The 14,247-nt window shown below is 45.2% G+C and carries 12 protein-coding genes and 1 tRNA gene; all 13 read left to right on the top strand.

What is annotated here, in order from left to right; genetic code table 11:
- Nucleotides 1-63 precede the first annotated feature (63 nt).
- Complete coding sequence (locus N2317_00255; protein ID MCX7815929.1) at nt 64-1,308, top strand: coproporphyrinogen III oxidase family protein; 1,245 nt, start codon at nt 64-66, stop codon at nt 1,306-1,308.
- A complete protein-coding gene (locus tag N2317_00250) occupies nt 1,305-2,294 on the top strand; it encodes an RluA family pseudouridine synthase (protein ID MCX7815928.1) in 990 nt (329 codons plus the stop codon). Before N2317_00255 ends, N2317_00250 begins: the two co-directional genes overlap by 4 nt.
- Nucleotides 2,284-3,102 carry a peptidoglycan editing factor PgeF gene (gene pgeF, locus N2317_00245; GenBank protein ID MCX7815927.1) on the top strand — a complete coding sequence of 273 codons (819 nt, stop codon included), beginning with the start codon at nt 2,284-2,286 and terminating at the stop codon, nt 3,100-3,102. Before N2317_00250 ends, pgeF begins: the two co-directional genes overlap by 11 nt.
- Before the next feature lie 244 nt (nt 3,103-3,346).
- The gene (gene rho / locus N2317_00240; GenBank protein MCX7815926.1) at nt 3,347-4,594 is read left to right on the top strand and encodes a transcription termination factor Rho; all 1,248 of its coding nucleotides are present in this window, start codon (nt 3,347-3,349) and stop codon (nt 4,592-4,594) included.
- Nucleotides 4,595-4,687: 93 nt separating this feature from the next.
- Entirely contained in the window at nt 4,688-4,897 is a 210-nt protein-coding gene (gene rpmE / locus N2317_00235; protein MCX7815925.1) for a 50S ribosomal protein L31, read from the top strand.
- 32 nt (nt 4,898-4,929) lie between these two features.
- Nucleotides 4,930-6,000 (top strand): peptide chain release factor 1, encoded by a 1,071-nt coding sequence (gene prfA, locus N2317_00230; GenBank protein MCX7815924.1) that lies wholly within the window; start codon nt 4,930-4,932, stop codon nt 5,998-6,000.
- Between the two features lie 38 nt (nt 6,001-6,038).
- Complete coding sequence (gene prmC, locus N2317_00225; GenBank protein MCX7815923.1) at nt 6,039-6,899, top strand: peptide chain release factor N(5)-glutamine methyltransferase; 861 nt, start codon at nt 6,039-6,041, stop codon at nt 6,897-6,899.
- Between the two features lie 2 nt (nt 6,900-6,901).
- On the top strand, nt 6,902-8,152 hold the full coding sequence (gene murA, locus N2317_00220; GenBank protein MCX7815922.1) for a UDP-N-acetylglucosamine 1-carboxyvinyltransferase: 1,251 nt from the start codon (nt 6,902-6,904) through the stop codon (nt 8,150-8,152).
- A gap of 3 nt (nt 8,153-8,155) precedes the next feature.
- Nucleotides 8,156-9,454, top strand: coding sequence for a histidinol dehydrogenase (gene hisD, locus N2317_00215; GenBank protein MCX7815921.1), 1,299 nt, complete (start codon nt 8,156-8,158; stop codon nt 9,452-9,454).
- Between the two features lie 30 nt (nt 9,455-9,484).
- Nucleotides 9,485-9,556 (top strand) — tRNA-Gly (locus N2317_00210).
- Nucleotides 9,557-9,694: 138 nt separating this feature from the next.
- Nucleotides 9,695-10,165 (top strand): ribosome maturation factor RimP, encoded by a 471-nt coding sequence (locus tag N2317_00205; GenBank protein MCX7815920.1) that lies wholly within the window; start codon nt 9,695-9,697, stop codon nt 10,163-10,165.
- Nucleotides 10,166-10,201: 36 nt separating this feature from the next.
- Nucleotides 10,202-11,473: a transcription termination factor NusA gene (nusA, locus tag N2317_00200; GenBank protein ID MCX7815919.1), complete on the top strand. Its 1,272-nt coding sequence runs from the start codon at nt 10,202-10,204 to the stop codon at nt 11,471-11,473.
- 31 nt (nt 11,474-11,504) lie between these two features.
- A complete protein-coding gene (gene infB / locus N2317_00195; protein MCX7815918.1) occupies nt 11,505-14,216 on the top strand; it encodes a translation initiation factor IF-2 in 2,712 nt (903 codons plus the stop codon).
- The last annotated feature ends 31 nt before the right edge of the window (nt 14,217-14,247 follow it).

Genomic DNA, 14,247 nt, shown 5'->3' with positions numbered 1-14,247 from the left:
TCAAGATAAATACGAGGATTGAAGAATCTTGTTCATTGATATTTAATCTGATATTCTAAATTGATGTCACTGTTGAATAGCCTAGTAACTTTTGAGGCCAAGAGGATTTTTAAGAGGGCCCTGCGTTTCAATGAAGAGTGTGGTGTCCTTCCAGATGCAAGTACGGCAAGAAAGCGTTTGATTTATATTCATGTACCCTTTTGTGAAAGCCTCTGTCCTTACTGTTCTTTTCATAGAGTTCCTTTTAACCGGGAACTGTGCCGGCTATACTTTTCAGCTCTCAGGAAGGAGATAAGTTTATATAGGGAAAGAGGGTACCTGTTCCACGGTGTGTATGTGGGTGGTGGTACTCCTACTATTATGGTGGAGGAACTCGCAGAGACACTGTCGGTTGTTAGGCGTTTTTTCCCGATACGGGAGGTTTCTGTAGAGACCAACCCCAATCATTTAAATGATCGCCACATAAAGATTCTTAAAGAAGCCGGTGTGGATCGTTTGTCTGTGGGTGTCCAGAGTTTTAATGACAAACTATTAAGGGAAATGGGCCGTTTTGATAATTACGGAAGTGGTGCTGAAATAGCCCACAGGGTTGGGAGTGTAGTTGGTAGCTTTCCCACTATCAACGCAGATATGATGTTTAATTTTCCTTCACAGACAACGGAAATGCTCAATAATGACTTAAATGTTCTTCTTTCTCTAGGTTTGGATCAGATTACGTATTATCCTCTGATGGTTAGTGATTCCACAAAAGAGCAGGTGGAGAGAGCTTGGGGTAGGGTGCGCTACGATAAGGAGGAGTCGTTTTACAAAAGGATCACAGGGATCCTTTTGGATCGTTACACATTTTCGACCGCTTGGTGTTTTACGAAGGGGTCATCGATGGTGGACGAGTATATTGTGGATTACGATGAGTATGCTGGAGTTGGTAGTGGTTCTATCGGATACCTGGAGGGTGTGTGTTACGCCAATAACTTTAACATTCCACTCTACATAAGTATAGTCGAAGAAAATCGCTTGCCGATTTTTGCCAGACGTGTTTTTGGCATCAGGGATAGGGTGCGTTATGATTTCCTCATGAGACTGTTTAGTACGTCTGTACCAATTGGATTTTTTGTTGAAAAATACGGGAGTTTTCCCTGGTTCAATCTTTTGTGGGAGTTAGTAGCTTTTGCTCTTGCGGGATGTATAAGATTTAAAAATGGAGCTATTGTGCTTACAGAAAGGGGTCGTTACATCTGGGTCGTTTTAATGAGGGAATTTTTCACAGCGGTGAACAACTTCCGCGATTTCTGTCGGAGACAGAGATGAATTTGACGCCAGGAGAAGGTAAAGTCTTTACAGTCACGGATTGTGATGCGGGAACTAGGGTGGATATTTTCCTCAGTCGTAAGGCAAAAACGTTGTCCCGCGCAGCTATTATCAGGGCTATCAGAGAGGGTAAAGTTTCAATAGATGGGAGAGTTGTGAAACCTTCGAGGCGTCTGAAAGCGGGAGAGGCGGTTTTTGTAATGCCGCTGGAAGTTCGGCCGTGCGAATTAGTGCCCGAGAACATTCCCATTAAGATCCTTTATGAAGATCCTTACATGATGGTGGTAAATAAGCCTCCGGGAATGGTTGTTCATCCCGGAGCAGGAAATTCGAGCGGCACCTTGGTGAATGCGTTGCTTTATCATTGCCGGGATCTTTCGGGTATTGGAGGTGTCCTCAGACCAGGTATAGTCCATAGGCTGGACAAGGATACATCAGGGGTGCTTGTTGTAGCTAAGACCGATGAAGCCCATGAAGGTCTGGCGAAACAGTTCAGGGACAGGCGAGTTAAAAAGGTTTACTACGCCCTAGTATACGGAGACATGGAGAAAGACGAAGGTCTTGTTGATCTTCCCATCGGTAGGCATCCTGTGAAAAGGAGGTTCATGTCCGTAAGAATTAGTCATGGCAAGGAGGCGATTACAAGGTGGAAAGTGATTGAGAGATTTGGGTGTTGTACGCTGCTTAGCGTGGAGACCCTGACTGGAAGAACACATCAGATTAGAGTGCATCTGAAAGCTATAGGTCATCCTATTGTAGGTGATCAGGTATACGGTAGTAGGAGGAAGGTTGTTTTTTATGGAGATAGGGTTACACAGGAACATTTACTTAAGATGAAGAGACAGGCCCTTCACGCTTCCATGATTTCTATTGTGCACCCTATTAGTAAACACACAATGGATTTTGTAGCACCGTTACCTGATGATATGGGAGACTTATTGGTTTTCTTAAGGATGAAAAAGGATTCTTTAAGCGATGTGTCTTGATGGGAATGGTGTAAACTGGGAGGTAATAATTAGAGGGGGCGGATTCTTCATCCGTTCTTTGAGGATTTTAACATTGGGTTTCGTGGAGCACGCTTTTTGTGGGCGTGGTGCTGAAATGAATGTTGGTCCCGAAGATTTCTTAAATTCAAGTACTAGAACGTGTGATAATGAAAAATTTGTTGTAGGAAACTGGTCTGCAATTGCCGAAGCATTTGGATTAAGGAGGGAACAGTTTTTAAAACCTGTGCAGGTGCACGGCGATGGTATTATCATTTGGGATAGTAAAATGAAAGATAACCATGAACTTGAAGGTGATGCCATCGTTACACGATGCGGAGGGGTAGCCCTGTGTGTCGATACCGCTGATTGTATTCCCCTACTTTTCGTAGATTCAGTAGAGAGAGTGATAGCCGTTGTACATGCAGGCTGGCGAGGGACAGCGCTGAACATTTCTGGGAAAGTTGTGGATGTGATGAGAAACCATTTTGGAACAGATCCGGCAAATGTTATTGTAACGATGGGACCTTCCATTGGGTTGTGCTGTTATGAGATCGATGGTTATGTGCACGAAAAACTTCTTCCATGGTTGAAGGAGGAGTATATAGTGCCGTCATTCCGCCCGGGACACTGGTATGTTGACCTTCAAGGTGTCAATAGAGTACAGCTCATCGCGAAAGGAGTTCTCGAGTGTAACATCGATGCGATAAAAATTTGTACGTTTTGTAATAGTGATCATTTTTTTTCTTATCGGCGGGACGGAGCGCGCACTGGACGTCAAACAAGCTTTATATTGTTAAAAAACACTTGACAGGAGAGGTTTGATGTTTTATATAAATCGCGACTTCAAAAGGCGGTTTTCCTCCCTTTTGGCAGTTCAAATCAAAGTGAAACTATCCAGGCATAATCCCGAAACTTAAACGATTTGAGTTATAGTCATGAGAAAGAAGAATGTTGAAGCAGCGGTTGCTGCTCCTCCGGTAGCAGAAACAACACAGGTACAACCGCAATCAGAGGCGGCTATTGCGGCACCTCAGCCTAAAGAGAAACTCCATATAAACATCGAGGACATAAAGAGGTTGCCCATAAGTGAACTGGCAAATCTTGCAAGGGATCTAAATGTCCCAAATGCCAGTGGTATGCGTCGTCAGGACTTGATATTTTCCATTCTTCAGGCGCAGGCAGAGAAAAACGGTGTAATTTCAGCCACGGGGGTGTTGGAAATTCTGCCTGATGGTTTTGGTTTTTTGAGAGCTGTAGATTACAATTATCTTCCGAGTCCTGATGATATTTACGTTTCTCCATCTCAGATAAGACGCTTCAACTTACGTACGGGTGACACTATCTCCGGAGAGGTAAGACCACCGAAGGAAGGGGAGAAGTATTTTGCTCTTCTAAAGGTAGACACGGTGAATTTTGAGCCACCGGAGGTGGCGCGGGATAAGATTCTCTTCGATAATCTCACTCCTCTATATCCGATGGAGAGGATAAATCTTGAGGCCAATCCAGAAAATATATCTACAAGGATTATGGATCTTTTCACTCCTATCGGGAAGGGACAGCGTGCACTCATCGTTTCCCCACCACGTGCGGGTAAGACCATGCTCTTACAAGAGATTGCCCAAAGTATTTCTATCAATCATCCAGAGATCGTACTCATTGTGCTCCTTATAGATGAGAGGCCGGAAGAAGTGACGGATATGCAGCGTAGTGTAAAAGGGGAGGTAATTTCTTCCACGTTTGACGAGCCGGCGACACGGCACGTCCAGGTAGCGGAAATGGTTATTGAAAAGGCAAAGAGGCTTGTGGAGCATAAGAGAGATGTGGTTATCCTTCTGGATAGCATTACCCGTTTGGCTAGAGCTTACAATGCGGTGGTTCCTCCGAGCGGTAAGGTTCTTTCTGGTGGGGTTGATTCCAATGCGCTTCACAAACCGAAACGATTCTTTGGTGCTGCCCGTAATATAGAGAATGGAGGTTCCCTTACAATAATTGCCACAGCTCTTATTGACACCGGTAGCAGAATGGATGAGGTTATCTTTGAGGAATTCAAGGGTACGGGTAATATGGAGCTTCACCTTGATAGACGTATTGCTGATAGGCGTATATTCCCTGCTTTTGATCTGATAAGGTCAGGAACTAGGAAGGAAGAGCTCCTTATTCCGAAGCAGAATCTGAATCGTATTTGGATTCTCCGGAGGTTGTTACAGGAGATGAACCCCATAGAGGCGATGGAGTTTATAATCGAGAAGATCCGTAAGACGGAAACGAACCAAAAATTTTTAGACTCCATGAATCAATAGAACTTCATATAAATTTTTCCTTGCAAACTGTTTTCGTATAAAATATCAAGGCAAGTCTAACTGTCAGAATATTATACGGAGGATTTTAGGGTCATGAAAAAAGATATTCATCCCAAGTACGAAAAGACAACAATAACGTGTGTTTGTGGAAATGTAATTGAAACACGATCCACAAAAAAGGATATAAAGGTAGAGATATGCTCGCGGTGCCACCCCTTCATGACGGGAAAACAGAAGATTGTGGATACAGCTGGAAGAGTGGAGCGTTTCAGGAAAAAATACGGACAGACTCAGAATGATTGAGGTAATTTTAATTGAACGGAAAGTCTGTTTCTATGTTTGAGAAGTTGCGGGAAATCGAAGTTTACTATTTAAAGCTTGAGACACTGCTCAGTGATCCTGAGGTGATCGCCAAGCCTTCACTGTATCAAAAGTACGCAAAGGAACATGCGGATCTTACCGATCTAGTTAGCACCTGGAGAGAGTACGTTGGGGTAACGAATCAAATTGGAGAGTACCAGAGGATTCTTAGAGAAAATGACCCGGAATTAAAAGAGATTGTCAAAGAAGAACTCCCCCTCCTTAAGTTCCGTCTTTCTGAGTTGGAAGAGCGTTTGAAACTGCTTCTTTTGCCTAAGGATCCCAACGACGAGAAAAACGTGATTCTGGAAATAAGGGCGGGTACTGGAGGGGAGGAAGCAGCGCTTTTTGCAGGTGATCTTTTCCGGATGTATGCCCGTTATGCAGAGTCTGTTGGCTGGAGGGTAGAGGTTATAAGCAGTTCTCCTTCTGGTGGATTGGGTGGTTTCAAAGAAATAATAGCATCTATTGAAGGTAGAGGGGCGTACAGTCGACTTAAGTACGAAAGTGGGGTCCATCGGGTGCAGAGGATACCTATTACGGAGACCCAAGGCAGGATACATACCTCCACAGTAACGGTTGCAATACTCCCTGAGGCTGAGGAAATAGAGATTACAATAGATCCGGACGATTTAAGGATAGATGTATTCCACTCCAGCGGTCACGGTGGTCAGAGTGTTAATACGACGGATTCTGCAGTGAGGATTACTCACATACCGACGGGGATAGTTGTGACATGCCAGGATGAGAAGTCACAGCTCAAAAATAAGGCTAAGGCAATGAAGGTGTTGAGAGCGCGACTTCTCGATAGAATGGTAAAGAAGCAGCAGGAAGAGATCTCCCAGGCTAGGAGAAGTCAGATTGGAAGTGGGGATAGAAGCGAGAGGATAAGGACTTATAATTTTCCCCAGGGGAGAGTAACCGATCACCGTATAGGACTTACACTTTACAACCTTGAATCTTTTTTGGACGGAGAGATTCAACCTATGATTGATGCCCTCATCACACATTTTCAGGCCGAGGCGTTACGGTCTGCGGCAGCATGAGGGTATGTGTTTTGCTCCACTTGTGACCGGAAACATTCATGGTTACCTTCCGGGAGGCGCTAAGAAAAGGAACCATATTGCTTCAAGGCAATGGGATTCCTTCACCCCGCCTGGATGCTGAAGTTCTTCTCTCCCACGTGATAAACAAAGACAGAACCTACCTTTACTCTCACATTGGGGATGTGCTTCCAGAGGAGCAGTGGAATATATACAAAAGTCTTTTAGAGAGGCGTCTCGCTTGGGAACCTGTCGCCTATATTGTGGGGAGGAAGGAGTTCTGGACTTTGAACCTACGAGTTAACAGGCATGTAATGATTCCCCGGCCGGAGACGGAACATCTGGTCGGTGAAGTATTGCGTGTTGTTTCGGGAAGTTGGAATGGATTTCTACGCATACTCGACATTGGCACGGGAAGTGGGGCTATAGCTCTGGCTATAGCTTGGGAATTGAAAGATGCCCCTGTTCGTGTATACGGTGTGGATATATCGCAAGAGGCAATTCACGTTGCAAATGATAACGCTCGAGAACTTGGTCTCTCCAGCAAAGTTTACTTCGTAGTGGGAGATTTGACACAGCCTTTTCGCAAGCTTTTCGATATTTTGGTTTCCAATCCCCCTTACATTCCCGATGAGGTATATGATAATCTGTCTCCTAGCATTACGGTGTATGAACCGCCGATAGCCTTCAAGGGTGGGACGGATGGTTTGTTTTATTATAGGAGGATTGTAAAGGAGGCTAACTTGTGTCTTAAGGAGGGGGGATGGGTTTTGATGGAAATCAATTATGACCAGGGAGATCGAATACGGGAGATGTTAATAGTGGAAAACTACACCGATATTGAGATAAGAAAGGACTATAGTGGATTCGACAGGGTGATTATTGCAAGAAAGGGAAGGTAGTTATGGAGAAGATTGTTATACACGGAGGTACCCCACTTAAAGGGGAAGTTTACAACAGTGGCGCAAAGAATGCAGCGTTACCCATAGTAGTTTCCTCTTTGCTAGCGCAAGGTTGGCATATTTTTCACCGGATACCTGACCTTGGGGATATACGTACCATTAAAAAACTCCTCTCCACTTTGGGAGTGAAATTTGAAGATTGTGGTGGGACGCTCAGAGTGAATAGTGAAGATATTATTTCTGTGGAAGCTTCTTACGATCTTGTGCGTACCATGCGGGCATCTATACTGGTACTAGGTCCCCTAGTTGCTCGAATGGGGGAGGCAAGGGTTTCCCTTCCGGGAGGGTGCGCTATAGGTGCGAGACCTGTGAATTTACATATAAAGGCCCTTCAGGAGATGGGGGCGGAAGTTTCCCTCAATGATGGGTATGTGGAGGCTAAGGCTAGTCGTTTAAAAGGTGCTAATATTTACTTTGATATACCGACGGTGACGGGGACGGAGAATATCATGATGGCTGCTTGCCTTGCGGATGGTACAACTATAATAAAAAATGCTGCAAAGGAACCAGAGGTAGTAAATCTCGCCCAAATTCTCAAAGGTATGGGTGCGAGGATCTTTGGTGAGGGTACAGATGTTATAAGGATTGATGGAGTGCGTTCCCTTCATCCCGTTGAAGGAGAAGTGATTCCGGATCGTATCGAAGCGGGAACGTTTATGATTGCAGCCGGTATAACTCGTGGTGATATAGTTATAAGGGATTGTGAGCCAAGTCACCATTCTGCCCTATTTGCAAAGCTTCGGGATGCCGGAGTGAAGATCGAGGTATGGGATAAAACGGTACGGGCAGTGGGTGGAGACATATACAGTGTTGACATAAAAACGTTACCTTACCCTGGCTTTCCCACTGATCTGCAGGCACAGTTTATGGCGCTCATGTGTGTGGGTTCCGGTTTGAGTGTGATAACGGAGACGGTCTTTGAGAACCGTTTTATGCACGTATGTGAGCTGATGAGAATGGGAGCTGACATAGTAATCCAAGGTAACAATGCGATTGTTCGAGGAGTCAATCGATTGAAAGGGGCACCAGTTATGGCGACAGATCTGAGGGCTTCCGCGTGTTTGGTCCTTGCAGGGCTAGCTGCGGAAGGGACTACCACAGTTTCTCGAATTTATCATCTTGATAGGGGCTATGAGGCACTTGAGATAAAATTTCGTTCGCTCGGAGCAAATATCGAGCGGGTCAAGGAATAGATCGTGAAACTTATAAAAACTGATAGTTCGGACTTCGGGGTTTTCTTCAGGGCTTTAGTGGAAAGACGCGATATAATCTTCGGTGATGTTTTGTCCCAGGTTGAAGAAATCGTAAGGGAGGTGGCGGTCAAAGGTGATGCTGCGCTATTTGATTACACCTTGAGGTTCGAGGGGCACTATATTGATTCCCGTAGTGTTCTTTGCTCCAAGGAGGAACTCAACTACTTGGCGTCCCGGCTGTCAACGGAAGACAGAGAGATTTTGGAGCTGGCAGCAAGTAGGATAAGAAAGTATCACTGCCATCAGGTTGAGAAAAACTGGGTTTACGAAGATGATGGAATCCTTTTAGGTCAGAGAATTGTTCCCCTTAACAGGGTAGGGATTTATGTACCCGGGGGGCTTGCGTCTTACCCATCGACACTCCTAATGGCGGCAATACCTGCACGTGTAGCGGGTGTGAATGAAATAATCGTATGTTCACCTGTGCGTGGGGAAGAGGTTGATCCTTATGTAGCTTATGCCGCTCTGCTTGTGGAGGTGGATGCGTTCTTCAAGGTAGGTGGTGCTCAGGCTGTTGCTGCTATGGCTTTCGGTACGGAGTCGATCCCAAGGGTTGACAAGATTGTAGGTCCGGGAAATGTATATGTAGCGGCGGCAAAAAAGGTGGTCTTTGGGGCTGTAGACATCGATTCTATTGCTGGGCCTAGTGAGGTTTTGATCATTGGAGACGGTACATCACCACCGTCTTATGCCGCTGCTGATCTTATTGCACAGGCGGAACATGACGAAAGGGCATGTGCTGTTCTGCTAACCCCTTCTGAAGCATATGCGATGGATGTGTTGAAGGAGGTAAAAAGACAGCTGGAAAGTTTGAAATGTGATGTGGCGCGACGATCCCTAGAGAGGTACGGGGCATTGATAGTTACTAGGGATCTAACTGAAGCAATGGCACTTGCTAACGATTTCGCACCAGAGCATCTTGAGTTACTTGTGGACCATCCCGAGGAATTGCTTTCTTGTGTGAGAAGTGCCGGGGCTGTGTTTCTAGGTTCGTGGACGCCCGAAGTTTTGGGGGATTATCTGGCCGGTCCGAATCACATTTTACCAACGGCAGGTAGTGCTCGTTTTTCTTCACCACTCGGAGTTTACGATTTTGTCAAACGTATAAGTGTTCTTTCCTTTTCGGAAAACGCTTTTCGTATGTACGGACCGAAAGCGGAGAGATTTGCGAAAATTGAAGGTTTGAGTGGTCATGCAGGGGCTGCTAAGGTGAGACTTTGTGGGAAAAACCTTGACAAATGAGAGGGATTGGTTAATATCCGGTTTGAAAGTGCGGGCGTAATTCAGCGGAAGAATGCCAGCTTCCCAAGCTGGACGTCGTGGGTTCGATTCCCATCGCCCGCTTAAATGTTTCATTGGATTGTTTCCCGCTTTTTTGCTTGCGTTAGCATTTTTTGTGTGGTAACATATAAAAAATTTTCGGAAGTTAATTTTTCGTGGAAGTGGGCAAAGCCCACTTTTTTTTTCAAAGGAGTGGTGTTAATGGATAACTACAGTGTGAAAATACAGGAGATTATTGAACCCGTTGTAGAAGCCCAGGGGATGGAGATAATTCAGGTTGAATGTTTGAGGATGAAATCCCGCTGGCTTGTGCGACTTTATCTTGATAAAGAAAACGGTTCTGTGAGTGTTGATGATTGTGCCAGGATAAGTGATCTTGTGGGAGATATCCTCGATGTGCACGATATACCCCCTGGATCGTACATCTTGGAGGTTTCTTCTCCAGGGGTTAACAGACCTCTTGTGCGCGATAAGGATTTTGTCCGTTATCAAGGACAAAGAGTTCACGTGCAGACTCATGTTCCAGTAGAGGGAATAAGAAATTTTCACGGGGAACTTGTGGCGTATCTTGATGAACCTGAGGGGAAGATTCTACTGGTACAGGTTAAGGATCGCGCGTATCGTATACCTAGGTCGTTAGTCGTAAAGGCCCATTTGGAAGTAGTGGTTTGATTTTAGAATAAGGATGTAAGCAGGGGAGGATTGTGAATGTTTCCCGAGTTAAAGCGTTTGATTGACCAGATGAGTAAGGATCGTGGTTTGGAAAAATCCGTTATTATTGAGGCTCTTGAAGTTGCTATGGTTAAAGCAGCCAAGCAGAAACTAGGACCAAAGGCGGACGTAGAGGCTCATTACAATGAGGAGTTAGGTGAGATAGAAGTTTTTCTCTTTAAAACGGTGGAGGAGAAGGTAACGGATCCTGATCGCCAGATTTCACTGGAAGAAGCTCGAACACTTGACGAAGGAGCTATGCCAGGAGACAGCCTTGGTATAAAGTTGGATGCGGGAACATTTGGGAGGATCGCCGCGCAGGTGGCTAAGCAGATAATCATTCAGAAAGTGAAAGATGCAGAGAAGGAGAGCATTTACGAGGAGTTTAAGGATAGGAAGGGTACCCTGGTTAGTGGTTTCGTGCAGCGATTTGAGGGAGGGAATATAGTGGTGAACATCGGTAGGGCCGAAGGGGTAATTCCTGTGTCGGAGCAGATTTATCGGGAAACGTATAGAAGAGGCGAAAGAATAAGGGCATATGTATTTGACGTTAAGGATAAGACGGCAAAAGGTCCTCAAATTCTACTTTCCCGAACGCACCCCGGTTTCCTGAAAGCCCTTTTTGAACTTGAGGTACCTGAGATAGCGGAGGGTCTGATAGAAATTGTAAGCGTAGCTAGAGAACCTGGAAGAAGGGCCAAAGTGGCAGTAAGGAGTAAGGATAAGGATGTAGATCCTGTGGGTGCCTGTGTTGGAATGAGGGGGACACGCGTTCAAAATATTGTGCAGGAACTTCGGGGTGAGAAGATAGATATAGTGCCTTACAGTATTGATCCTGCAAAATACGTGTGTGCCGCTCTCTCTCCTGCTAGAGTGAGTAGAGTATTGATAGATAATGAGAGTAAGGCAATGGAGGTTATAGTTCCCGATGATCAGCTTTCTCTTGCTATAGGAAAAAATGGACAGAATGTCCGTCTAGCTGTCAAGCTTACGGGTTGGAAGATAGATGTGAAAAGCGAATCCATGGCAGGAGAAAAGGAAGATAGTATGACGGCTTTGTTGAAGATCCCCGAAATGGACGAAGAAATGGCAGAATGTCTCATTGAAGCAGGTGTGAAAAGCGTGGCTATGGTTGCAACATCTGACATTGATATGTTAACTTCGATTACAGGAGTTGATGAGGAAAGAGCTGGAAGATGGATAGAAGGAGCGTGGAAAATAATTGAGGGACAGCAAGGTTCAAAAAAGGTCAAGGAGCGGATCACCTAAACCGTGTCCGTGGGGACGAGGAGTTTAGAATATGTCCAGAAAAAGAGTTTACGAACTGGCAAAAGAACTGGGAATAGATAGTAAGGAACTCATCGCTCGGATGGAGAAACTGGGGATGATTGTGAGGTCACACTCCAGTACCCTTGAGGATAGTGAGGTGGAAAGGATTAAACGGGAGTTCGCAAAAGGTGGACCAGGTGAGGTTGTGGAAGAGCGTATAAAATCTACTGTGATAAGAAGAAGGTTCGTTAAAGCGGCAGTTGAGGAAGTCCGAGAGCAACCTGTATCGTTTACTGGAGAAGAAAAGAGAGAAGAAAAGATGGAGGTGGTGGCTGCTCCTAAAAAAGAGTCAATACAGCAGGTCCGCGTAGCCGTGAAGGAAGAACAAGAGGAGGTTTTGGAAGCACTAAAGCATGTAGAACCTCAGAAACAAGTAGAGCCTTCATTGAGAAAGGTTACGCCACCGGAATCTACAAAGCATGAAGAATCTGCGGTTCCCGAAGTGCCAGTGCATATAGTGAACGAGGAGAGTTTTGTCTCGCTTTCTCCAGAGGAACAGCTCACAGAGGTTAGTGCGAAGGATTTTGTTATCGGAGAAGAAGAATCGGAACAAATTTCAGCGGCAGTTATTCAAGAAACAGAAATTGAGGAGAAGCCCGTTAAGTTAAAGGAAGCAGAAGAAGTTGAAGAAATAACATCTCCCGTGAAGGAAGATAGAGTAGCAGGTTTGAAGCTGGTTAAGGAGGGATCTTCAGTAGCAGAGAAAAAACTCCCAAAGGTGGAGTTGGAAAAGGAGAAAAAGAAAGGAAAAAAGCCAATAGAGATAATAATATCTGAACCGCCGCCGAAGAAAAAGTTATTGGTAAAGAAGGTTTTTGACCGTAGGGAACGCTTCGAAGATTTGGTGGATTATGAGGAAAGGCCTATAAAATGGAAGGAAGCTAAAAAAGAGATTACAAAAGTCCAAAAACCGTTGATTACCGTTCCCAAACCCATTAAGCGACGTTTTAAGATGGGTGAGACAATAACTGTCGGCGATCTTGCAAAGAAAATGGGTGTTAAAGCCAGTGAGGTAATAGGGAAGCTGATGAATCTCGGACTGATGATAACGATAAACCAGGTGGTGGATTTCGATACTGCTTCTCTTATAGCCTCTGAATTTGGTTACCAGGTGGAATCCGCTGAATCCGAACTGGAAGAAACGTTGCTCCAGAGGGATACAGAGCCTAGAAATCTAAAACCAAGAGCACCTGTGGTGACCATAATGGGCCATGTAGACCATGGTAAGACCTCGCTACTTGATGCAATCAGACAGACAAATGTCATTGAAGGTGAAGCGGGAGGAATTACACAGGCTATTGGTGCCTATCACGTTAAGGTGAAAGACAGAGAAATTGTATTTCTCGATACCCCTGGGCATGAGGCATTCACGGCCATGAGAGCCCGAGGTGCCCAGGTCACCGATATAGTTGTACTTGTTGTTGCAGCAGATGATGGAGTAATGGAACAAACGGTAGAGGCTATCAATCATGCGAAGGCCGCAGGTGTCCCTATAATTGTGGCAATAAACAAGATTGACAAACCGAATGCCAATCCGGAGAAGATTAAACAGGCATTGACGGAGTATAATCTTGTGCCTGAGGAGTGGGGTGGTGATACGATCTATTGCGAAGTTTCAGCGAAATACCGTGTCAACATCGAGGAGCTACTGGAATTGATTCTCCTACAGGCCGATATAATGGAGCTGAAAGCCGATCCTGACCGCTCTGCCCGGGGTGTTGTAATAGAGTCCAAGCTGGATAAAGGACGCGGACCTGTTGCGACTGTGCTCATTCAGGAAGGCACGTTGAGGGAAGGAGACAATTTCGTTTGTAAAACAGAATACGGTCGTGTCAGGGCTATGATAAACGATCAGGGCAGGAGAGTAAAAGAGGCAGGCCCTTCAATGCCGGTGGAGGTTATTGGTTTTTCTCGTGTGCCTCCCGTTGGTGCGGAGTTTCTCTGTGTTGAGGATGATAAGAAGGCCAAGCAGATTGCGGAATACTGGATGCGTAAGGAAAGGGAAAAGGAGTTGTATGCCACTTCAAAGATAACTCTGGAGCAACTCTATCAGAAGATAAAAGAAGGGGTAAAAGATTTCAATGTTATCGTTAAGGGTGATGTTCAGGGTTCCGTTGAGGCTATTACAGAGGCTTTGAACAGATTGAGTACCTCTGATGTGAAGATAAAGATCATCCACAGTTCCACAGGGACAGTTACGGAAACGGATGTTATGCTAGCATCCGCAGCCAATGCCATAATCATCGGTTTTAATGTGCGGCCAGACAGTAGGGTAATGGAATTGGCGGAGCAGGAGGGTGTGGAGATAAAGCTGTACGATGTAATCTATAACCTAATTTCTGACGTTAAGGCAGCGATGGAAGGTTTACTTGAACCAATCTATCAGGATGTGGTTCTGGGTAGGGCTGAGGTCCGTCAGCTTTTTCGTATTTCAAAGGTAGGTACCGTAGCTGGATGTTATGTTTCTGAGGGGAAGATTGTGCGAAGCGCAAATGTGCGTTTAATAAGGGATGGGGTGGTCATTTACGATGGACGTATTGGTTCTTTGAAGAGGTTGAAGGATGATGTTCGGGAGGTATTGGCAGGTTTTGAATGTGGGGTCAGTATTGAGAATTTTCAGGATCTCAAAGTGGGTGACATAATAGAGGTTTACACGAAGGAACGGGTAGAACGCAAGCTTTGAGGATTTATTTGTGAAGGATTTGGAGGTTGGT

Source organism: Syntrophales bacterium (assembly GCA_026417625.1).
In the GTDB taxonomy this organism is placed as follows: Bacteria; Desulfobacterota; Syntrophia; order Syntrophales; family UBA8958; genus JAOACW01.
The sequence above is the reverse complement of the archived record's forward strand: the minus strand, read 5'-3'. Positions and strand labels throughout refer to the sequence as shown.